Source organism: Aliivibrio sp. S4MY1 (assembly GCF_028765545.1).
Lineage (GTDB): Bacteria > Pseudomonadota > Gammaproteobacteria > Enterobacterales > Vibrionaceae > Aliivibrio.
Genome location: NZ_JARACP010000010.1, coordinates 57,077 through 79,879, shown reverse-complemented (window position 1 = coordinate 79,879; position 22,803 = coordinate 57,077). Strand labels below are relative to the sequence as shown.

Here is a 22,803-nt window from a genome sequence, read left to right as displayed (position 1 = left end):
ATTAACGGTGATCGACTTTTTTAACTAAAGAATCACCAACAGATTGAATGATTTGAACCAAAACAATCAGCATAACAACGGTCACAGCCATGATGGTTAAATCATAACGGTGGAAACCATATCGAATAGCAACATCACCTAAGCCACCGCCGCCAACCGTACCTGCCATTGCAGAGTAGCTAACTAGCGTTACTAGTGTGATAGTTACTGAGTTTAAAATAGTTGGTAGTGCTTCAGGAAGCAGTACTTTCGTAATAATTTGCAGTGGAGTTGCGCCCATAGACTGTGCTGCTTCAACCAGACCACTTGGTACTTCGATTAATGCACCTTCGATTAAACGAGCCACAAATGGAATGGCACCAATGGTTAATGGGACAATCGCAGCAGTGGTACCAATAAAGCTACCTACAATCAGTTTTGTTACTGGAATAATCGCAACCATTAATACCAAGAAAGGCACCGAACGCCCCACGTTTACTATCGCACCAAGTACGCTGTTAAACGCCGTGTTCTCCATTAGTCCGCCTTTTTTCGTGATGTGTAAAACAACACCAAGAGGGATACCAATAGCAAAACCAACAATACCAGCAACCGCAACCATATAAAGGGTTTCGCCTGTTGCGTTTAATAACAGCTTGCTGTTTAAATCAAGCCATGCAGAAATCACATCAAATGACATAACCTAATACCTCTACTTTTACGTGATGATTGCGTAAGAATGTAATTGCTTGCGCTGTTGATTCTTGGTTGCCAAAAAACTCGGCTAGCATAAGGCCAAATTTAACGCCGCCAGCATAATCGATATCTGCATTTAAGATACTGATATCAATGTCAAATTCACGAGAGATCTGGCTAATGACAGGGGCGTCAACACTGGCACCAGTAAATTCCAAACGAATAAGAGGGTAACTGCCTTCTACATAGGTTTCTTGTAGACGAGATTTGAAATCATCAGGAATTGATAAATCTAATGTTGCACGAATAAACTCTTGTGCAAGTTTGGTTTTAGGATGAGCAAAAATATCGCTCACAATGCCTTTTTCAACCAACTCACCGCCACCGATAATCGCCACTTCATGACAGATGTTTTTTACGACTTCCATTTCATGGGTAATGATTAGGATAGTAATATTTAATTTTCGATTTAGATCTTTGATTAGCTCTAGAATTGACTTTGTTGTTGCAGGATCAAGCGCACTGGTTGCTTCATCACAAAGCAGTACTTTTGGAACTGTTGAAAGCGCACGAGCGATAGCAACACGTTGCTTTTGACCACCACTAAGATTTGCAGGATAAGTGTGGTGCTTATCTTCCAAGCCAACCAAATCTAATAGTTCAGTGACTTTTTTCTTAATCTCTTGTTTTGATTTTCCCGCTAACTCTAATGGTAGAGCTACGTTTTCAAATACAGTTCGTGAAGCAAGAAGGTTAAAGTGTTGGAAAATCATTCCGATATTGCGGCGTGCTTTGCTTAACTCGCTTGAAGAGAGTTTTGTTAAATCAACACCATCAACAATCACTTCACCATTTGTTGGCTTCTCTAACATGTTTACACAGCGTATCAGCGTACTTTTCCCTGCACCTGATGAGCCAATTACACCAAAGATGGTGCCTTGGGCAATATGTAGGTTAATATCTTTAAGGGCATTAATTTCCTTTGCACCTTGATAAAACACCTTATTAACGCGGTTTATTTCAATCATGATTCGCCTTGAACTGCATTTTTAAATAGGGAGCTAATGTAAATAGAAAGCCAGTGTAAATAGAAAGATAACCAAGGTTAAAAAATCTGAGCGATCTCTCATTTTTTATATCTTACTGATGCTATTTCGGATATTGATTTAAGTCAATAGGTATTTTTACGTCTAGACGGCTAAACGTATAAATTTTGATGCTAAGAAAGCAAAAGCGTGCGATAATTTTTTCATTAACCGATTTGACTATATAGAGGGTTTCACCTTGTCCAAACCAGCGGTATTTATTGATAGAGATGGCGTAATTAACGTTGATCGTGGCTATGTTCATAAGCGTGATGACTTTGAATATATTGATGGTGTATTTGATGCCGTTAAAAAATGCAAAGACATGGGTTACCTACTTGTATTAGTAACAAACCAATCGGGAATTGCTCGTGGTATGTTTACTGAAGAGCAATTTGAAATCCTAACTGAATGGATGGATTGGAACTTTGCCGATAACGGCATTGATTTTGATGGTATCTATTATTGCCCGCACCACCCAGAAGCAACGGTAGAAAAATACAAAGAAGAGTGTGATTGTCGTAAACCAAATCCAGGGATGTTTAACTCAGCACAGAGTTTCTTAGACATCGATATGGAAAACTCGGTTATGATCGGCGATAAGAAAGAAGACATGATGGCAGCACAAGCGGCTGGTGTTGGTACTCGCATTCTTGTTCGCACAGGTAAGCCAGTAACAGAAGAGGGTGAAGCGTTAGCAACAACAGTTCTTGATAGCATTGCTGATGTACCTAAGTTCCTTTTTGCTTAGGTGTTTTTTTATCTAAGTTAATCAGAAAATAGAATGTAATTAAGCGCCTATGGAGAAGTCTGTAGGCGTTTTTTTATGTTATTACTTTGTTTTAAAATAGCTTTTTCTTTCTGTCTTACTTTTAAGAGCTAAAGGGTGTATCTTTATTATAGAAATTTACTTAAAGTTAATTATGTAAATGGATTTTAAATAACTCAATGAGTAGAGTTGTAAACTAAGGTGGTTGTTATGAATAACGTTGATAAAAGTTCAAATCTGCTTTTAGGTAATGATCAGCCAAAGGCACTATGTCATCAAAAAACGCCCGTAGATGAGACTGTGAATACATGGGATTTATTAACGGATGAACAACAACAAGAAATCCTTTCTCATTTGAGTGAGATCCCTTTTCAGTAATTTGCTTGCTTTAATATTTCTCTTCTATTTAGTAGATAATCTAATCCAAAGAGGTTTATTTTGTGACACTTTCTTAACAAAAGTGTCAAATTCTTGTCTTTCTCTTTCTAATCCTTTCACTATTCTGCAAACTGTTAACTCGCTTACACTCTCAATAGGTCGGATTGTAGTTGGTATACTATTGAGCTAAGTTAATAAAACTATTATAAAAAATAAATGCAGCGGAGTCTGCAGATTGGATTTGGAGCAATAGTCACGGATGATATCTTACCTATTTAGACGACTTTTATTGGTTGTCCCAACCTTTATTGGTATTACCTTACTTATCTTTGCGCTAACGCGTTTTGTTCCCGGTGGCCCTGTAGAGCGTATGCTTTTGAGTTTACAGATGCAGGGAAGCGCTGAAACGGGTGGAACGAGCAGTGTAACTGATGGAAATAATGCTTTATCAGAAGATCAAATCGCTGAACTTAATGCGTTTTATGGTTTAGATAAGCCGGTTTTCGAAGCGTATTATGATTGGTTAACAAAATTAGTGGTGCTTGATCTTGGTGAATCGACTCGTTACTACGAACCTGTATGGGATATGATTGCAGAGCGATTACCCGTTTCCCTCTTTTATGGAGGAATGACCTTTCTACTCAGTTATCTTATTTCCATTCCACTCGGTTATTTAAAAGCGTTAAAGCACGGTTCCATTCTTGATTCTACGTCTTCCATTGCTATTTTTGTTGGCTTTGCTTTACCGGGCTACGTCATTGGTGTGTTCTTAATTAGTTTATTTAGCTATCAACTAGAATGGTTTCCAATGGGGGGCTTCGTGGGTGATGACTTTGATGATTTCGGCGCTTTTGAACAAATAAAAGATATTATGTGGCATGCGGTGCTGCCTCTATTTTGTTATCTCATCGGTGATTTTGCTCTACTTACGATGACGATGAAGAATAACTTAATGGAAAACTTAGCGGCAGATTATGTTCGTACTGCTATTGCTAAAGGGTTGCCATTTAGAAAAGCCGTTCGTAAACACGCCTTACGTAATAGTTTGATCCCTGTTGCGAGTCACTTTGGTAATTCACTGATGTTTTTTATGACGGGTTCATTCCTCATCGAGGTTATTTTCAATATTGATGGTATTGGCTTGCTAGGTTACGAAGCGATTATGGAGCGAGATTACCCAGTCGTTATGGGGTTGTTTGCCATTAACGCCATGATGTTGATGCTAGGCAATATTTTATCTGATGTGTGTGTTGCTGTGGTTGACCCACGCGTGAAGTTTGGAGCTTAATTATGACGTCGATATTAAATTTAAGTCCACTGACGCAAAAGAAGGTTCAACGTTTTAAAGCGATAAAGCGTGGTTATTGGTCATTTCTTATTTTGTCTTTATTACTGGTACTTTCTATCTTTGCGGAAGTGTTCGTTAACAGCAGAGCATTATTGGTTAGCTATCAAGGAGAGTGGCATTTTCCAACCTATGGTGACGTAAAATCGGGCGAGACCTTTGGTTTAGATTATGTCCATGAAACCAATTACAGAGAGTTGAAAGTTAAGTTTGAACAAGAAGAGCAAGGCAATTTCGTTATTATGCCTATTGTTCCATGGAATCCTTATGAACAAGATTTTTCAGGGGATTTTCCTCCTACAGAGCCCAGTCTTGAAGGACAACATTATTTAGGCACCGATACGATTGGCCGAGATATTGTGTCGCGATTGGTTTATGGCTTTCGAATTGCCATGGGATTCGCCTTAATTACCTTGGCAATATCTTACGCAATTGGCGTATCTGTTGGTTGTGCGATGGGGTTCTTTGGTGGCAAGTTCGATCTGTTTTTCCAACGCTTTATTGAAATTTGGTCTATGGTGCCTTTCTTATATGTCATCATGATATTGGTATCAATTATGAAACCTAGCTTTATGTTGTTTACCTTAATCAATGTCATGTTTGGCTGGATGGGAATGACATGGTACATGCGAACCATGACCTATAAAGAAAAGGCTCGTGAATACGTAATGGCAGCCAAAGCCTTAGGCGCATCCAATAGTCGAATTTTGTTTCATCATATTTTGCCAAACACCATGGTAATGATTGTGACCTTGGCACCATTTACTATTGTTGCAAATATCACCGCGCTTACTGCTTTGGACTATTTAGGATTAGGTTTAATGCCGCCAACGCCAAGTTGGGGAGAGTTATTGCAGCAAGGAAAATCGAATTTAGATTCACCATGGATAGCAAGCTCGGTTGTGACTGCGATTGTTACGGTATTAATTATGGTGACTTTTATTGGAGAAGGGATCCGTGAAGCCTTTGATCCAAAGAAACACACTCGATACGTTTAAATAGTAATGATTAATCTAGGTTGATGGAAAACAGGAACCTAGGCCATATCGACAATAGAGATAATAAAAAGAAAGGAATCGATAACTATGAATAAAAAGCTCACGATGTTAGCACTATCTACCACTGCGTTATTCAGTTCTCATGTATTTTCAGCCAAGCTACCTGATAATTTACAGTGGCAAACTAATGATACCGCACCTACATTTGCCTCTTCAAAAGCAACCTTTGGTGGTTCATATCGAACATACACGTTAAGTTTTCCACAAACTTTTCGAACGGTTGGTCCAGATTCGAACGGTTCATTTAGAGCATGGATTTTAGAAGCAAATCTCCCCCCATTAATTAAACACCCTAATACTGGAGAGTGGCTTCCAGGGTTAGCTCAGTCATGGGCATTTGGTGATGATAATAAAACCGTTTATTTTAAGTTAAACCCAAAGGCAACATGGAGTGATGGTAAGCCTGTCACCGCGGATGATTATCAGTTTATGTTAAAACTGATGCGTTCAACAGATATTGTAGCTCCTTGGTATAACGACTTTTTTACCAATGAAATTGCAGACATTATTACCTTTGATAAAAATACGGTAGGTATTGTTTCAGCCAAAGCTCGTAACCGTGATGAGTTGATTGAGTACACCAACTTAATGCCTCGACCAGAACACTTTTATGGTAAGCCAAAGGTTGATAAAAACAACGATGGTATTGATGATAAATTTGTTCGTAAATACAACTTCAAGCCAGAGCCTGTCACAGGACCTTACTATATTGATAAAATTAAAAAGGGTAAAAACATTACCTTTAAACACGTAGGTGAAGATTGGTGGGGTTATGAAAATAAGTATAACCAACATCGTTATAACGTAGAAAAAATTAATATCAAGGTGATCCGCGATGCTGATATTGCGCTAAAGCATTTTGAAAAAGGCAATTTAGATTCGTTTGATTTGGTTCGTCCTGATCTTTGGCATGAAAAATCTTCCGGCAAAAACTATCAAAATGGGTACATACAAAAAGCATGGGTGTTTAACCAAGCGCCAGTGGGAGCTGGTGGACTATGGTTGAATACGGCAAAACCAATGTTAGATGATATTAATGTTCGTAAAGGCATTATGTATGCGACCGACTTTGACATGATGATAGAGAAAGTCCTTCGTGGGGATTATTCTCGTAAGCCAAATGGCATGGGATTTGGTCATATTGGTTATGACAATACAGAGATTAAAGCGCCTAAGTTTGATGCTAAAAAAGCCATCGAATATTTTGAGCAAGCGGGATTCACTAAGGTCGGCTCTGATGGTATTCGTGTTAATGATAAGGGGGAGCGCCTAAGCTTTGCCGTCACTTATTCTCAGCAATCTTTCACACCTCGTGTTGCGGTATTAAAAGAGCAGGCAAAATTGGCAGGGTTGGATCTTGAGCTGAATCTTATTGATGGCTCAAGTATGTTTAAGTACGTTCTTGAGAAAAAACACGATATCTCTTTCCATAATATGGGCACAGGCGACATTCCTGCCTATTGGGAATATTTCCACTCAGATAATGCCAATAAACCACAAACTAACCATTTCACTAATTTCACCTCTCCAGAGCTAGATAGTTTGATCGACTCATTCAAAAATGAATTTGATATTGAGAAAAAACGAGCACTTTCTCGTAAGATCCAACAACTGATTGCGGATGCTAACGTTATTGTACCGGGTTATATGGTGCCATACGCACGTGCAGGTTATTGGCGTTGGATGAAGTTACCTGAAAATATGGCAACCAAACAAACTGGATACTTATTCCATGGTTGGGGATTTTCTCAAACATTCAGCACGTTCTGGATTGATGAAGCAGCGAAGAAAGAAACCAAAGCAGCAATGAAATCAGAAAAAACCTTTGAGCCTGTGGTTATCATTGATGACACTTACAAACTATAAGTTTAACTAAGTAACGTAAAGGCTAGGAGAGGGATCTCCTAGTGACAACATACTAATAAAAACAGTGAAGATGCATATGGATAGAAAGATTGTTTTATCAGTAGAAGATCTAGTGACTGAGTTTCAAACTGATGATGGCACAGTAAGAGTGCTAGATGGTGTTAGCTTTCAAGTACCAAAAGGAAAAACCATTGGTATTGTTGGTGAATCAGGCTGTGGAAAAAGTGTCACTGCAATGTCTATTATGGGTTTATTACCTAAGCCGTATGGCAATGTAGTCGGGGGGCTAATTTTATATAATGAGACGGATTTGGTTCAGCTAAGTCCTGATAAATTATATGAAATGCGTGGTAATTGTATCTCCATGATCTTCCAAGATCCAATGACGGCACTTAACCCCGTACATACCATAGGAAAGCAGATTAACGAAGTATTAGAACTTCACCGTCCTGATTTAGGTAAAAAGCAGCGCCTTTCCTATTCTTTAGAGATGCTAGAAAAAGTAGGCATCCCATCACCTGAGTCCCGGATTCATGAGTACCCTCATAATTTGTCTGGTGGTATGCGTCAGCGAGTCATGATTGCTATTGCGTTAGCGTGTGAGCCAGATATTTTAATTTGTGATGAGCCAACAACTGCATTAGATGTCACCATTCAGGCTCAGATTTTAGAGTTGATGAAAAAGTTGCAAGATGAAACGGGCATGTCGATTATTTTTATTACTCATGATCTTGGTGTGGTGGCTGAGATTTGTGATGAAGTTGTCGTGATGTATGCAGGACGAGTGGCAGAACAAGCGGGTATTTTTGAATTGTTTGATAATCCAAAGCACCCATACACGCAAGGTCTGATGTCTTCTATGCCGAGTTTAAGTTTGCAGCCAAAAACAGAACTTGAAACCATTCAGGGAACCGTTCCTTCATTACATGAAATGCCAGCAGGTTGTCGATTTTCAACACGCTGTAAATACAAGCAAGACATATGTAACACTGAGGTGCCAATCATGAGTGAAGTGGGTTTATTGCATCAGGTAAGTTGCCATTTTACTCATGAATTAATTGCCAGTAATGAGGTGGTTAAATGAGTGAGTTATTAAAAATTGATGGTCTTAAGCAGTATTTTTATTCAGGAAAAGGGATCTTTAATAAGGGATATGTAGTTCATGCGGTTGATGGGGTTTCACTGAGTGTTAATAAAGGTGAAACGCTTGGGCTTGTCGGGGAATCTGGTTGTGGGAAAAGTACATTAGGTCGTAGCCTTCTGAAGTTATTTGAACCAACAGCAGGGCGTATATACTTTGAAGGTCATGATATTACAGATCTTGGCAATAAAGAGATGCGGTCACTTCGCCAAGAAATGCAGATTATTTTTCAAGATCCTACAGAGTCTCTGAACCCAAGACACACAATAGAGATGATTTTAGAAGAGCCTTTTGTTATTCACGGAGTGGGGACAGTTGAGGAGCGCAAACAATGGGTGGAAGATTTGCTGATTAAAGTCGGTTTACCTGCGAGTGCAGCAACGCGTTATCCTCATGAGTTCTCGGGTGGTCAAAAGCAACGAATTGGTATCGCAAGAGCCATAGCGTTAAAACCAAAATTAATAGTGTGTGATGAATCAGTGTCTGCATTGGATGTGTCAGTTCAAGCTCAGATAGTGAATTTATTATTAGACTTACAAAAAGAGATGAACTTAGCGTTGATTTTTATTGCTCATGATTTATCAGTTGTGAAGCACATCTCTGACAAAGTAGCAGTCATGTACTTAGGTAAAATTGTTGAATATGGTGATTCGGAAACCTTATATCACTCACCAAAGCACCCATATACCGAAGCGCTACTGTCTGCGATACCTGTTGCTCATCCTAGATTTAGAGGAAAGGAGCGGATTATTTTAAAAGGAGATGTTCCTTCGCCTATTAATCCTCCCAAAGGATGTCGATTTTCAACTCGTTGCCCAAAAGCAGAGGCGGAATGCTTCACTAAAGAACCAATAAGGCACGAACTTTCTGATAATGGGCATGAAGTGGCTTGCCATTTATATAAATAAATATCTTTTTTGAAACATCTGTATTTGCTTGTTTTATCCTATAGTTAATAAAAAAGAATGAGAGAAAATCATGAAAAAATTATTTGCTTTTACGGCCCTAGGATTACTTGCTGGTTGTTCATCTACAACGCCTGATATGGGAACTGCGCAACCAGTTAACTATCAGTGCGATGGTGGTAAAAATTTTCAGATAACGTTTAATGAAGATAAAGCATTACTGCAACTTCCTAAAGAAAATTATGCTTTAAAGCGTGCCGTATCAGCATCAGGAATAAAGTATATTTCAGATGATGGAATGCCTGATATTAGTGCCGCGATAGTGTTTCACGGAAAAGGGGATGAAGCTCGACTGGATTTAGGTCGTGTAGTTTTAAAGAATTGTACAGTGATTAAATAAGTAAAGAAAAGGCGATGCTATTAATAACGCATCGCCTTTTTTCATTCAATGTGATTGTTAGGCACTACGTCCCATAAGTCACAATGTATCTATTAGGTTTATGGTTCATTGCAAGGACGATATTTAATACCACGGCACCAAGAACAGAGACAATCAATAACCAAGGGGTTATAAAGAAAAAAGAAGCACTTAAAATACAGAAGTCGATCGCCATTTGAACTTTACCTACCGATATTCCAAACTTCTCTTGAATGAAAAGGCAAAGGACATTAAAACCACCTAAACTAGAACGATGTCTAAATAAAATAAGCATGCCTAATCCCATCAATAAACCACCAGCGACAGCACAGTAAATGTCATTAATATGATCTACTGAGATCATCATATTCAAATGATCCGTCATGATAGAAACAAGGCCACCAGAGATTAAACTGGTTAGTGCAAACTGCTTCCCAAATCGTTGCCATGCCAGAGCGTAGAATGGCAAGTTACAAGTGAAATATAAAATACCAAAACTAATGCCGCTCATTTGGCTCAATAATAGCGCCAATCCAGTGGTGCCCCCAGTTAAGAGTTGAGCGGCTTGCAAAAAGAAAATACCTTGAGAGACTAAGAAAGTGCCTGTCAGAATAGCAATGACATCTTCCTTGTGAGTGTGTTTAATTTTTTCCATAACGACAGGGTCTGTTCTTGTACCAATAAAATAATGGTCGCAAGAATAGTAGGATTATAAATTTATGCAATCGATTGTCGGTAAATATAAGAGAAGATTTGTAGTAAAGCCTTTACATAGTGTAAAGCAAATTATTGACACATATTGAATCCTATTCATGTTGATAATGAGGAATCCTCAACAAAAATCATAAAGAAATATGTAATTTAGGCTATCTGATCTAGATCAAATTATGTAGAATATATCGCAGTTAAGACTAGTGACGTAATCGTTTGCGTCATTGGGCTATTTTTGGGTTTTATATTTATCTGAGTCAGGAGATACAGATGCTTAAGCGTGATATGAACATTGCAGATTACGATGCAGACTTGTTTGCAGCAATCCAGGAAGAAACAGTACGTCAAGAAGAGCATATCGAGCTGATTGCTTCTGAAAACTACACTAGCCCACGAGTGATGGAAGCTCAAGGTTCACAATTAACAAACAAATACGCAGAAGGTTACCCTGGTAAGCGTTACTATGGTGGTTGTGAGTTCGTTGATAAAGTGGAAACATTAGCTATTAATCGTGCGTGTGAATTGTTTGGTGCAGAGTACGCAAACGTACAACCGCACTCAGGTTCTCAAGCAAACAACGCAGTTTATATGGCACTTCTAAATGCTGGCGATACAGTATTAGGCATGAGCCTTGCTCACGGTGGTCACTTAACTCACGGTTCGCCAGTAAACTTCTCTGGTAAGCTTTACAACATCATTCCTTACGGTATTGATGAAGCTGGCCAAATTGATTACGAAGAAATGGAAGCACTAGCAGTAGAACATAAACCTAAGATGATCATTGGTGGTTTCTCTGCTTATTCTCAAGTATGTGATTGGGCGCGTATGCGTGAAATCGCAGACAAAGTTGGTGCTTACTTTTTCGTAGATATGGCTCACGTTGCGGGTCTTATTGCTGCTGGTGTTTACCCTAACCCAGTACCACACGCTCACGTAGTTACAACAACGACTCATAAAACACTTGCTGGTCCTCGTGGTGGTCTTATCCTTTCTAATGAAGGCGAAGATCTTTATAAGAAACTAAACTCAGCAGTATTCCCTGGCGGCCAAGGTGGCCCTCTAATGCACGTTATCGCTGGTAAAGCGGTTGCATTTAAAGAAGCACTAGAGCCAGAGTTTAAAGAATACCAAACGCGCGTTGTTGCTAATGCGAAAGCAATGGTTGCCGAGTTCCTAGCTCGTGGTTACAACATCGTTTCTGGTTCTACTGAGAACCACCTATTTCTAGTTGATTTAATTGACAAAGATATCACAGGCAAAGAAGCGGATGCGGCGCTAGGTTCAGCTAATATTACCGTTAACAAAAACTCTGTACCAAATGACCCACGTAGCCCGTTTGTTACTTCTGGTATCCGTGTTGGTTCTCCTTCAATCACTCGTCGTGGTTTCTCAGAAGCTGATGCGAAAGAACTTGCTGGCTGGATGTGTGACATTCTAGACAACATAGGGGATGAGTCTGTTATCGAAGCGACAAAAGCAAAAGTATTAGAAATCTGTAAGCGTTTACCTGTATACGCTTAATATTTTTAGCTACATTAAATTTGAAAGGCTAGCCTGTGATGGGCTAGCCTTTTTTATTGGAATTTAGAATATTAAGAGTGAAATAAAGTACAGATAATTCATCGTGGCTATAGGAAAAAATTTCAAATTCATGATTTTAATTCTATTTCTGTATTATTTTTGAGAATATGTAAAAATAAATGTGGTATGTTTCGATTTCAGTGAACTGAGCGTTTAGTTTCAGCACTTCTAAAAGGTTGAATCATGAGTAAAAAATTATTATTAGCATCATTGATATCAATGCTGCTTGCTGGCTGTAATCAAGAGAGTATAGATATAGGGTCTTCGAGACCAGAAGTTGATACCGGCCCCGGAACTGGAGGCGGTGGATCTCCTGAAGTTAAATACAAAGGCATTTTATCTTTAGATGGTGTTAATGTTTTTGGCAAATCAGTTAAATGTAACGATCAACCAGCAAGTGGTTTTGAGTTTGTAGCTAGTGAGCATATTTCTTGTTATGTCGATGATTTACAGATTGCAACGTATGCTGCAGGAAGTATAAAGCTAGCAACGAAAACACTAGATACTAAATATTTACAGCTAGCTTTAGCTGATGAATATAAGGATAGCTTGAATAAAAAAACGAACATAATAACGCTAATTCAAAATATGGCGGTAACTCGGAATAATCAACTTGATTTCGATTTCTCTCTATTAGAGCGCGCTCGCTTTGAAAGATTACTTAAAGAGATCGATACAGTTTCTGTTGATTTTGAACAGAAAGTTATCAATGAGACTAGTGGTTCTTTAGCTGATAAGGCTCCAAGTACACATATACCAAATATTGAACCAGAAATTACGGTTAGTGAAAATCCTAGTTTTGTATCTGTTAATGCGGAGAAGAGTTTACAATATACCCCAAAAGAAACAATTCTAACTAAGGCTGTATTACAAGATTCACAGGGTAACCCTGTTGAAGGCATAACTTATTTTAGTGCTTCAGGGAATGGAAAAACCAATGAGTTAGGTGAATTTGAATTTGCCTGGGGCGAGGCTGTTAGTTTTGGTATTGATACGTTTGAACTAGGCTCTGTTCGTGGCAATAAAACCGTATTTTACATTACCGATTTTGGTGAGGAACAAAGAGGGCGTAATGCTGAAGCACTTATTCAGCGTTATAGTGACCCATCATCTATACATTTGAAGTTATTAGATAAAACAGAAGCAGTATTTTCTCTTTATCCTAATGTTATTAATGAAATTATTTCACTTTCATTAAATGACCAAAATGCAGAATTGAATGTGGGTGGCTCTACTGATGGTAAGCCAAATACGGTAATAATTCCTGCTGAATTTAAAAAACAATTTGCATTAGGGCAAGCTTCTGAAATAGATAAAGCTATTTGTGGGCAATCTTGTGACGCGAGTGTTTTTAATCAATTCAATAATGTGCGCAATGTAGCATCAGAAATGGGCTCTATTCAAGCTGATATTAACAAGCTATGGGGCGTAGATAAAAACTGGGCACCAGTAGAACGTTTTCATGTATTTCATGACAGCACTAATTTCTACGGTAGTACGGGAAGTGCTCGTGGTCAAGCGGCAGTGAATATAGCAAATACCGCTTTTCCTGTGATGATGGCTCGTAATGATAATAACTATTGGTTGAAATTTGGTGATAAAAAAGCATGGGATGACAAAGGCCTGGCTTATATCACAGAAGCCCCTTCTGAAGTGATCCCTGATAATGTTGGTGCTAGCACCGCAACGTTTAATTTGCCTTTTGTAAGTATTGGGGAAATAGGGAAAGGTAAAGTCATGATCATGGGTAATGCGCGATACAACAGCGTGCTTGTGTGCCCAAATGGTTACAGTTGGAACGGTTCTGTTAATGCTGAAGGGCAATGTAGTATCACAACTGACAGTGATGATATGACGCATTTTTTCCAAAATACATTGCGTTATTTAACCAATAAAACTACCGCGGATAAGATACATGTAGGAACCAATATTCCAAACGTTTACTTTAAACGTCATGGGCAAGTTATTGGTAGCTCAGCACCTTATAAATTAGCGCCAGTGTTTAATGCAACGACAGAGCAATTATCCTCTTTTGATAGTATTACTCCAGAATCGATGCCTCTTTTACTTATTAATGCTTATGAGTATTTAGACAACGGTGTAAATAATGCCTATCAATTGCCAATGAGCGCTGATCTCAATAAACCTAGGTTAACCGTCGACGATATTACGGCGTTAATAGAGTACGTAACAAAAGGCGGTAGCGTTTTAGTTATGGAGACGCTCACTGAAAATAATAATATTGGTCCAATAGCTAGGTTATTTGATAGCGCTGGATTGGCATTTGGTATGAACAGCTCGGTGGTTTCGAGTGGTAATGGGCCAAATGGTGGCTATCCAGATCGAGTTCGTTCTCATCGAGAGTATGGTTCTTGGGTTATCGAGCGCTATGCTGCAGTCAGTGAAGGGGCTGGGGAATTACCAAAACTACCATATACGATTAATGATAAAGGTGAAGTTGTTTGGGATTTTATTCTTAACAATAAGCCTGATGATAAACCTGCTTTAGAGGTTGTTCGTTGGAGTGAAATTAATGAACAAGGTGAATCAAGTACTCATCTTGCATTTATTGATGAAAGCGAACACTTTAAAAAGAACGAAGATGGCCAGTGGATTGTTGATAACCAAGGCAATCCAACAGTCAACGATGCGTCTTTGAATATCGCCAAAAATCGTATTTTGGAACAATTTAAAGTTAATGGTGAGTTTACCTATCAAGAATGTGTGAATGCTGAATATCACTATGAAGTAAATTGTTTAGAATACAGACCTGGCAATGGGATCCCATTAACTGGTGGTATGTATGTTCCCGCTTATACCGAGTTAAATTTAGGTGATGCTGAAGCAAAAGCAATGGTGGATGCAGCAAATCTTGGAACTAATATTGAGAGTTTGTATCAGCATGAACGCTACTTTAGAACAGAAGGTAAGGAAGGTGAGCGTTTAAATAGCGTAGATTTAAATCGTATTTACCAGAATATGACCGTGTGGTTGTGGAATGATCTAGATTATCGTTACGAAAGTAAAGCAGATGATGAGCTAGGTTTTGAACGATTTACTCAATTCTTAAATTGCTATACCAGTGATGTAGCTCAAGGCAATACAACCTGTCCAGTTGATTTAAAAGAGTCATTAGATCGTTTGAAGATGGTTTATGGTTCAGATAAGGGGGTATATTCAGGACAAATGAATCCTAGTTACCCTTTGAACTATATGGAAAAACCTTTAACTCGTTTAATGCTTGGTCGTTCTTTTTGGGACTACGATGTTAAAGTTGATATTCGACAGTTCCCTGGTGAGCCTTCTGGGTCTCAAGGTGGTGATACCTTAACGTTAGATATGGGAAATTATAGTGCGGCTTGGTACGCGGGCAATCGCCAACCAACGGGTCAATGGGCTGTTGCTCATCAACCATTTACAGTATCAGTATTTGGTAATGAACAACCAGTTACTTTTTCAATCGCATTACACGATGATTTAACTGGCCGAGAAAAGCATGAATTAAGCTTGAAGCGTCCACCAAGAATGACAAAGAGCTTTACTCTTGATTCGGGGTCTCATGAGTTTACAGTACCTTATGGTGGTTTAATTTATGTTCAAGGTGGTGGTTCTAAAGAAGTAACTATTACGCTATCTAATACAGTTGATGCTCCACTATATGATGTGACAAACACTGAAAATAATGGCTGGATAAACCCAATCAATTCACCAGCACCAATTGGAGAAGTGGTATCGAATAGCTTTGTATATACTGCACCAAAATTGAATTTGAATGCAGAACGTTATAAAGGGCAGCTTGATGTTTTTGCCAATGAGTTAGATATCTTCTCAGAAGATCTTAATGATTTTTATGCGAGAAATGAGGACATCTCGGGTTCAAAAAACCGTAAAGTAACTGATGCCACAATGCCAAATAATCGCCATCATTTTGTCAATGATGTGGCAATTAGTATTGGGGCTGCGCATTCTGGTTATCCAGTCATGAATGATAGCTTTAATGTTCAAGGTCGCAATTTAAGTACTACACCACTTAATGATTGGTTGCTTTGGCATGAAGTTGGACATAATGCAGCAGAAGCGCCGTTTAATGTGACTGGTGCTACAGAGGTTGTAAATAATATTTTAGCTCTGTATATGCAAGATAAGCATCTAGGTAAAATGGAGCGTGTTGTTAACGATATCCAATTAATGCCAGAGTTTATTGAATCTGAAAAAGGACACGTTTGGGGTGCAGGTGGTGCTGGAGAGCGTTTAGTTATGTTCGCTCAATTAAAAGAGTGGGCTGAAACAGAGTTTGATATAAATGATTGGTATGAGGGGAGCATTCCTGCATATTACGAAACCTCAATAACGGGTATGAAAGGCTGGAATTTATTTAAGTTGATGCATCGTCTAACGCGTAATGAATCTGAATTAGACCTAAATTTAAAGGGTACTAATTACTGTTATAATCAGAACTTAGAAAAAAGCGATGCATTGATGTTATGTGCATCTTATGCTGCTCAAACTGATTTAACAGAGTTTTTTAGCGCTTGGAATCCAGGTGTTGTTGCTCAAATATTACCAGGACAAGAACAACCAATATATGAAGGTGGAGTCTCTCCATTTGGGAAAACTGCAGTTAGTAATTTGAAGTTGCCAATGCCACAAAGGGATCCTTTGAAAATTAGTGAAGTAACCGTTCGCTCATTACAATAGTTACTTTTAAATATAAAAAAGCCCCGGAACCATCACGGTTCAGGGGCTTTTTACTATCAGCTATAAATAAGAAAAACTTACTTATTAATATTAATCAACGCGCCAGATTTACATTGGAAAGTGTAGTAACGGCTTGTTTCATTAAACTTACCTAGACCTTCTCCAGTACAGTAATCAACGTTAATATCACGCATGATATCTAGTGTCTTTTGGCTATTTAGTTGGAACTTAGAGCCATCGCTACATACGATACGAACACGGCCATCATCACTAACTGAATATACTTTCACTTCAGTATTACATAGCTCAAAAGAGGCATCTTGATAATTGTCTTGTTGTTTTGGTGCACTGCTACAGCCAGCTAAAACTAGTGCAAATACACACGCTAAACTGATTTTTTTCATTGTGATTATTCCTTTAAACTAGATTCTTTATTAAATATATCGTTTATACGTAATGAAAGCGAATTTCTGATTAATAAAGTGAAAGTAAACATAAGACGTTTTAAATTGATAATATAGTTATTATTTTCATCCTTTATTTTAGTCAGCCTTGTAAGTTAACTAAGCAGCAATAGGCACGCCACGGCTTTTCTTGTACACTAAATAAAAAAGAATAGGAGGCAACTTATGCATTGTCCATTTTGTAGCGCAACAGACACGAAAGTCATCGATTCACGATTAGTTTCCGATGGGCATCAAGTTCGTCGTCGCCGACAGTGTTTGGCGTGCAGTGAGCGATTTACTACTTTTGAATCGGCTGAATTAGTGATGCCAAAAGTGATTAAATCGAACGGTAATCGCGAACCATTTGATGAAGATAAATTATCTGGTGGTCTATATCGTTCGTTAGAGAAGCGACCAGTGAGTGCCGATTTAGTTGAGTTATCATTAAATACCATTAAGTCACAATTACGAGCAACAGGTGAGCGAGAAGTGCCTTCAGATATGATTGGTAACCTTGTAATGGACCAATTAAAAGAACTCGATAAAGTGGCTTATATACGTTTTGCTTCTGTCTATCGTAGTTTTGAAGACATTAAAGAGTTCGGTGAAGAAATCGCAAAATTAGAGAAATAACATGAAACTTACCTCCCAAGATCACCAAATGATGCAAAGAGCCATTTCATTGGCAAGACAAGGTATTTATACCACTGCACCAAACCCAAACGTAGGGTGTGTATTGGTAAAAAATGGACAGATTATTGGTGAGGGGGCGCATTTAAAAGCGGGTGAGCCACACGCTGAAGTATATGCACTGCGTCAGGCTGGTAAAGATGCCGAAAATGCCACTGCGTATGTGACATTGGAGCCTTGTTCACATTATGGAAGAACCCCACCTTGTGCTGAAGGTTTAATAAAAGCGGGTGTTGCCAAGGTTATTTGCGCAATGGTTGACCCTAATCCTCAAGTTGCAGGGCGTGGTTTAGCAATGTTAAATGAAGCCGGTATTGAGACAGCATCAGGGTTATTAGAAGCCGATGCAAGAGCCTTAAATCCTACCTTCTTACAACGTATGGAAACGGGAAAGCCATTTGTTCAATTAAAAATGGCAGCGAGTTTAGATGGTAAAACCGCATTAGAAAATGGGGTAAGCCAATGGATAACATCAAAAGAAGCAAGACAAGATGTTCAACGTTACCGAGCGCAAGCAGGGGCTATTTTATCCACATCGAAAACGGTAATTGAAGATAATGCTTCGTTGAATGTTCGTTGGGAAGATCTTCCTGCATCCATACAAAAATCCTACCCAAAAGAAGCATTAAGACAGCCTTTACGTATTATCTTAGATCGCCAACATCAGCTAACGCCTAAACTTAAGTTATTTATGACAGAGGGAGAAATTGCGACAGTTTCTTCTCAGCTTTCTCACTCCGTGATAGCTCAAGGAAATCACCTTCATTGTAATGTAGGTGATGACGAGCAGCTGATTCTATCCGAAGTCATAGATAAAATAGCACAAGAATATAACGTTAATCATATCTGGGTCGAAGCAGGTGCGACATTAGCAGCAAGTATGATAAAAGAAAATTTAGTGGATGAGTTGATTATTTACCTTGCACCTAAGTTAATGGGATCCGATGGACGCAGCTTATTGAATCTAGTTGGATTAAAAGCCATGTCTGAAGCAATAGACTTAGACATTACGGATGTTCGAATGGTCGGAAAAGACATTCGTATTACAGCAAAAATAGTAAGGTAACAGATGTTTACAGGAATTATTGAGTCAATAGGAACACTTCAGGCAATCACTCCAAAAGGTGAAGATATTAGTGTTACCGTCAATGTTGGTAAGTTAGATATGGGCGATGTAAAGCTTGGAGATAGCATTGCCACCAACGGTGTGTGCTTAACGGTTGTTGCGATGACAGAGCATACCTATACTGCTGATTTATCGTTAGAGACTTTAAAGCGTACTGGTTTTGTTGATTACAAAGCGGGCGATAAAGTGAATCTTGAAAAAGCCATGTTACCAACGACTCGCTTTGGTGGTCATATTGTCTCTGGCCATGTTGATGCAGTTGGTGAAATCATTGAGCGCCATCAAACAGGCCGAGCGGTTGAGTTTTGGATCCAATTACCACAAAGTTTAGCAAAGTATGTGGTAGAAAAAGGGTCGATTACGGTTGATGGTATTAGCTTAACGGTGAACGATGTACGAAAAAATGCATTTAAGCTGACGATCGTTCCTCATACGGCAGCGGAAACAACCATGGATAACTTCTCTGTAGGACAAAAAGTGAACTTAGAAGTCGATGTTATCGCTCGTTATTTAGAAAGACTTGTGACCGGACAGAAAGAAGAGAAACCTGAGTCTTCTGTTACGATGGATCTTTTGGCAAAATCAGGTTTCTTAAAATAACCACTTAACCTAATTTAATATATTAAAGGTATTTCACATGGCAATTAGCTCAGCAAAAGACATTATTGAAGATATTCGTTTAGGTAAGATGGTTATCCTAATGGATGATGAAGATCGTGAAAATGAAGGCGATTTGATCATTGCTGCAGAAAAAATCACACCAGAAGCTATTAATTTCATGGCAACACACGGTCGTGGTTTAATTTGTTTAACTCTGACTAAAGATCGTTGTGAAAATCTAGGTCTTCCACCAATGGTACAAGACAATAACGCACAGTTTACGACTAACTTTACGGTTTCTATTGAAGCGGCTGAAGGCGTAACAACAGGTATTTCAGCAGCCGATCGTTCTCGTACAGTTGAAGCGGCAGTGGCAAAAAATGCAGTGGCAGCTGATTTAGTTCAGCCAGGCCATATTTTCCCGTTAGCAGCTCAAGAAGGTGGAGTATTAACTCGCGCTGGCCATACTGAAGCTGGTTGTGATTTAGCGCGTTTAGCTGGTTTTGAACCTGCAGGTGTGATTGTTGAAATCTTAAATGATGACGGAACGATGGCCCGTCGCCCTGATTTAGAAGTTTTTGCTGAAAAGCACGATATCAAATTAGGTACCATTGCCGATTTAATTGAATACCGTAATGACAATGAAACTACGATTGAGCGTGTTGCTGAGTGTAAGTTACCAACAGAGTTTGGTGACTTTGAGCTAGTGACTTACCGCGACACCATTGATAACCAACTTCATTATGCAATGAAAAAAGAGAATGTATCAGATAACGCGCCTTTAGTTCGTGTTCATCTACAAGATACCTTTACAGATATCCTTCATTCTGACCGCTGTTCTGAGCGCAGTTGGACATTACCAACAGCAATGCAGCGTATTGCAAATGAAGGTGGCGTGCTGGTTATCTTAGGTAATGAAGAATCAGCAGATAGTATTGTTCATAAAATTAAAGTATTAGAACGACAAGATAGTGGTGAAGCGCCAACAATGGCGAAAAAGCAGGGCACTTCTCGCCGTGTCGGTGTTGGGTCTCAAATCCTGGCTGATTTAGGGATCTCTGATATGCGTTTACTATCGTCATCTTCAAAGCGTTACCATTCATTATCAGGCTTTGGCCTTAATGTGGTTGAATACGTATCAAAATAAAGGCTCTCATGGGCTCTATTGAGTAAATAGAGCCCAAATAATTAGATATTTGTCACAAAGCTGTGATAGAATTCGCCGATTCTCACTATGATATATAGTTGAAAATAGTTACCCAGTTTAATTGGAATAATATAGATACAGGAAGGCTTATGAACGTAATTGAAGGCGGCGTTGCTGCTCCTAATGCGAAAATTGCAATTGTCATTTCTCGCTTTAATAGCTTTATTAATGAAAGTTTACTTTCTGGCGCTATTGATACTTTAACGCGTTTTGGTCAAGTATCTGAAGAAAACATCACTGTTGTTCGCTGCCCTGGCGCTGTAGAATTACCATTAGTTGCTCAACGAGTAGCTAAAACAGCAAAATATGATGCTATTGTTTCATTGGGTTCTGTTATTCGTGGTGGTACACCACATTTTGACTATGTATGTAGTGAATGCAATAAGGGTCTAGCACAAGTATCTCTGGAGTATAGTATTCCAGTGGCGTTTGGTGTTTTGACTGTTGATACTATCGATCAAGCAATCGAGCGCGCCGGTACCAAGGCTGGTAATAAAGGGGCAGAGGCTGCACTAAGCGCACTCGAAATGATTAATGTTCTGTCTCAAATCGAATCCTAATGGGGGTTAGTGTGAAACCAGCCGCACGTCGTAATGCACGTCAATTTGCGCTTCAAGCAATCTATTCATGGCAATTAAGCAAAGAAAATATTGCTGATATTGAAGAGCAGTTTTTAACTGCAGAGAAGTATGATGAAGAAGAGCATCATGCAAAAGAGCCTAAGCTACAAGCCCCAGAGACAGATGTAGCGTATTTCCGCGATCTTTTCTCAGGTGTTGCTCTTAACCATATTAAGTTAGACGGTAAAATGCGTCCATACTTATCTCGTCCACTTCAAGATCTTGACCAAATGGAACTTGCGTTATTACGTATGTCTATTTACGAGATGATGAACCGTGATGACGTACCATACAAAGTTGTTATCAATGAAGCGATTGAACTTGCAAAAGTATTCGCAGCAGAAGATAGCCACAAATTTGTAAACGGTGTATTAGATAAAGCGGCTCCGACTTTACGTAAAAAATAAGTTGGAAGTAGCATACTAATTAATTGTAAAGGTCAGCCTAGTTGCTGGCCTTTTTTATAACTAAAAACTGAATGCATAAACAATGAGTAGTGAATTTAATTTAATAGATCGATTCTTTGTTCAAGACAATCTTTCTAGAAGTGATGTTGACTTGGGTATTGGTGATGATTGCGCCTTGGTTTCAGTACCCGAAGGTTATCAAGTTGCGATTACAACAGATACTTTAGCTGCGGGAACGCATTTTTTAGAAGATGCTGATCCTGTTAGGGTTGGATATAAAGCACTGGCTTCTAATTTAAGTGATTTGGCAGCAATGGGAGCAAAACCAACCTGGGTTTCTCTCGCATTAACGTTACCTAAGCCTGATGAGAAGTGGCTAGAAGGATTTTGCGAAGGTTTCTTTGGTTTAGCAAAACAACATAATGTACAACTCATTGGTGGTGATACAACAAAAGGCCCTTTAAGTATTACTATTACGGTTCAAGGTCTTGTACCAAGGGGAGAGGCGTTAACTCGTAAAGGTGCAAAGGTAGGAGATGATATTTACGTTACTGGATTTATAGGAGACAGTGCTGCTGGTCTTGATATATTGCTCGATAAAAAGAAGCAAATAAAAACAGAGCTGGAACAAGAACTAGAACGTAGACATTATTATTCAAACCCCAAAATTCAATTAGCACAAAAAATTCGCCATCTCTGCCACTCTGCATTAGATATTTCTGATGGGCTTATTTCAGATTTAGGTCATATACTTAAACAGTCAAATGTATCCGCTCAAATACAGGTAAATGCTTTACCAATTAGTAATGAGCTTATGACATTTTATTCTCATGATATTGATAAGTGTTTGAAAATGGCATTAGTAAGTGGAGAAGAGTATGAACTTTGTTTCACTGCACCAAAAGAGAATAGAGAAGCAATTCAACAAATATCTTTTCTTTTAAATCAAGATGTTAGTATAATTGGTGAAATCGCGAAAGGTCCATTTACCACCTTGCAGAATAATGTGAAATTACGTAAAGACACCACCTTATTAGATTGGGTTCTTTATGGCTACGATCATTTTAGGAATTAATC

At 38.8% G+C, this 22,803-nt stretch carries 21 protein-coding genes; 17 read left to right on the top strand and 4 right to left on the bottom strand.

Features of this window, described 5'->3' with window-relative positions; genetic code table 11:
- Nucleotide 1: 1 nt before the first annotated feature.
- Together PVK71_RS12645 and metN are read right to left on the bottom strand one after the other, a co-directional pair.
- A complete protein-coding gene (locus PVK71_RS12645; protein ID WP_105063354.1) occupies nucleotides 2-679 on the bottom strand; it encodes a methionine ABC transporter permease in 678 nt (225 codons plus the stop codon).
- On the bottom strand, nucleotides 669-1,703 hold the full coding sequence (metN, locus tag PVK71_RS12640; protein ID WP_274419233.1) for a methionine ABC transporter ATP-binding protein MetN: 1,035 nt from the start codon (nucleotides 1,701-1,703) through the stop codon (nucleotides 669-671). The genes PVK71_RS12645 and metN overlap by 11 nt, the downstream gene beginning before the upstream one ends.
- Nucleotides 1,704-1,959: 256 nt before the next feature.
- Between metN and gmhB the strand changes: the two genes are divergently transcribed.
- From gmhB to PVK71_RS12600, 8 genes are all read left to right on the top strand, one after another.
- Nucleotides 1,960-2,511 (top strand): D-glycero-beta-D-manno-heptose 1,7-bisphosphate 7-phosphatase, encoded by a 552-nt coding sequence (gmhB, locus tag PVK71_RS12635; protein ID WP_274419234.1) that lies wholly within the window; start codon nucleotides 1,960-1,962, stop codon nucleotides 2,509-2,511.
- A gap of 228 nt (nucleotides 2,512-2,739) precedes the next feature.
- A complete protein-coding gene (locus PVK71_RS12630; protein ID WP_130047218.1) occupies nucleotides 2,740-2,907 on the top strand; it encodes a hypothetical protein in 168 nt (55 codons plus the stop codon).
- A gap of 259 nt (nucleotides 2,908-3,166) precedes the next feature.
- Nucleotides 3,167-4,195 carry an ABC transporter permease subunit gene (locus tag PVK71_RS12625; RefSeq protein WP_274419235.1) on the top strand — a complete coding sequence of 343 codons (1,029 nt, stop codon included), beginning with the start codon at nucleotides 3,167-3,169 and terminating at the stop codon, nucleotides 4,193-4,195.
- An 11-nt stretch (nucleotides 4,196-4,206) separates the two neighbouring features.
- Entirely contained in the window at nucleotides 4,207-5,250 is a 1,044-nt protein-coding gene (locus PVK71_RS12620) for an ABC transporter permease (RefSeq protein WP_274419277.1), read from the top strand.
- A gap of 87 nt (nucleotides 5,251-5,337) precedes the next feature.
- The gene (locus PVK71_RS12615) at nucleotides 5,338-7,176 is read left to right on the top strand and encodes an extracellular solute-binding protein (RefSeq protein WP_274419236.1); all 1,839 of its coding nucleotides are present in this window, start codon (nucleotides 5,338-5,340) and stop codon (nucleotides 7,174-7,176) included.
- Nucleotides 7,177-7,252: 76 nt separating this feature from the next.
- The gene (locus tag PVK71_RS12610; protein ID WP_274419237.1) at nucleotides 7,253-8,260 is read left to right on the top strand and encodes an ABC transporter ATP-binding protein; all 1,008 of its coding nucleotides are present in this window, start codon (nucleotides 7,253-7,255) and stop codon (nucleotides 8,258-8,260) included.
- Nucleotides 8,257-9,225: an ABC transporter ATP-binding protein gene (locus tag PVK71_RS12605; RefSeq protein ID WP_130047214.1), complete on the top strand. Its 969-nt coding sequence runs from the start codon at nucleotides 8,257-8,259 to the stop codon at nucleotides 9,223-9,225. The genes PVK71_RS12610 and PVK71_RS12605 overlap by 4 nt, the downstream gene beginning before the upstream one ends.
- Nucleotides 9,226-9,295: 70 nt before the next feature.
- A complete protein-coding gene (locus PVK71_RS12600; protein ID WP_274419238.1) occupies nucleotides 9,296-9,622 on the top strand; it encodes an MliC family protein in 327 nt (108 codons plus the stop codon).
- 64 nt (nucleotides 9,623-9,686) lie between these two features.
- On the opposite strand, the gene PVK71_RS12595 is transcribed toward PVK71_RS12600, so the two are convergent.
- The gene (locus PVK71_RS12595) at nucleotides 9,687-10,295 is read right to left on the bottom strand and encodes a YitT family protein (RefSeq protein ID WP_274419239.1); all 609 of its coding nucleotides are present in this window, start codon (nucleotides 10,293-10,295) and stop codon (nucleotides 9,687-9,689) included.
- Nucleotides 10,296-10,621: 326 nt separating this feature from the next.
- Between PVK71_RS12595 and glyA the strand changes: the two genes are divergently transcribed.
- Entirely contained in the window at nucleotides 10,622-11,872 is a 1,251-nt protein-coding gene (glyA, locus tag PVK71_RS12590) for a serine hydroxymethyltransferase (protein ID WP_274419240.1), read from the top strand.
- A 243-nt stretch (nucleotides 11,873-12,115) separates the two neighbouring features.
- Nucleotides 12,116-16,630, top strand: coding sequence for an SslE/AcfD family lipoprotein zinc metalloprotease (locus PVK71_RS12585; RefSeq protein WP_274419241.1), 4,515 nt, complete (start codon nucleotides 12,116-12,118; stop codon nucleotides 16,628-16,630).
- Between the two features lie 77 nt (nucleotides 16,631-16,707).
- Here PVK71_RS12585 and PVK71_RS12580 read toward each other — a convergent pair whose 3' ends face one another.
- Nucleotides 16,708-17,034, bottom strand: a complete 327-nt coding sequence (locus PVK71_RS12580; RefSeq protein WP_130044728.1) for a hypothetical protein — start codon at nucleotides 17,032-17,034, stop codon at nucleotides 16,708-16,710.
- A 225-nt stretch (nucleotides 17,035-17,259) separates the two neighbouring features.
- Here PVK71_RS12580 and nrdR point away from each other — a divergent pair, with 225 nt between their 5' ends.
- The 7 genes from nrdR (at nucleotide 17,260) to thiL (ending at nucleotide 22,801) form a co-directional block, all read left to right on the top strand.
- Nucleotides 17,260-17,709, top strand: coding sequence for a transcriptional regulator NrdR (nrdR, locus tag PVK71_RS12575; protein ID WP_130044730.1), 450 nt, complete (start codon nucleotides 17,260-17,262; stop codon nucleotides 17,707-17,709).
- A 1-nt stretch (nucleotide 17,710) separates the two neighbouring features.
- Nucleotides 17,711-18,832, top strand: a complete 1,122-nt coding sequence (gene ribD / locus PVK71_RS12570) for a bifunctional diaminohydroxyphosphoribosylaminopyrimidine deaminase/5-amino-6-(5-phosphoribosylamino)uracil reductase RibD (protein WP_274419242.1) — start codon at nucleotides 17,711-17,713, stop codon at nucleotides 18,830-18,832.
- A gap of 3 nt (nucleotides 18,833-18,835) precedes the next feature.
- The gene (locus PVK71_RS12565; RefSeq protein WP_274419243.1) at nucleotides 18,836-19,492 is read left to right on the top strand and encodes a riboflavin synthase; all 657 of its coding nucleotides are present in this window, start codon (nucleotides 18,836-18,838) and stop codon (nucleotides 19,490-19,492) included.
- Between the two features lie 37 nt (nucleotides 19,493-19,529).
- Complete coding sequence (ribBA, locus tag PVK71_RS12560) at nucleotides 19,530-20,639, top strand: bifunctional 3,4-dihydroxy-2-butanone-4-phosphate synthase/GTP cyclohydrolase II (RefSeq protein WP_274419244.1); 1,110 nt, start codon at nucleotides 19,530-19,532, stop codon at nucleotides 20,637-20,639.
- A 149-nt stretch (nucleotides 20,640-20,788) separates the two neighbouring features.
- Nucleotides 20,789-21,259 carry a 6,7-dimethyl-8-ribityllumazine synthase gene (gene ribH, locus PVK71_RS12555; protein ID WP_122035847.1) on the top strand — a complete coding sequence of 157 codons (471 nt, stop codon included), beginning with the start codon at nucleotides 20,789-20,791 and terminating at the stop codon, nucleotides 21,257-21,259.
- Nucleotides 21,259-21,726, top strand: a complete 468-nt coding sequence (nusB, locus tag PVK71_RS12550) for a transcription antitermination factor NusB (RefSeq protein WP_105054205.1) — start codon at nucleotides 21,259-21,261, stop codon at nucleotides 21,724-21,726. The genes ribH and nusB overlap by 1 nt, the downstream gene beginning before the upstream one ends.
- A gap of 82 nt (nucleotides 21,727-21,808) precedes the next feature.
- The gene (gene thiL, locus PVK71_RS12545) at nucleotides 21,809-22,801 is read left to right on the top strand and encodes a thiamine-phosphate kinase (protein ID WP_274419245.1); all 993 of its coding nucleotides are present in this window, start codon (nucleotides 21,809-21,811) and stop codon (nucleotides 22,799-22,801) included.
- The last annotated feature ends 2 nt before the right edge of the window (nucleotides 22,802-22,803 follow it).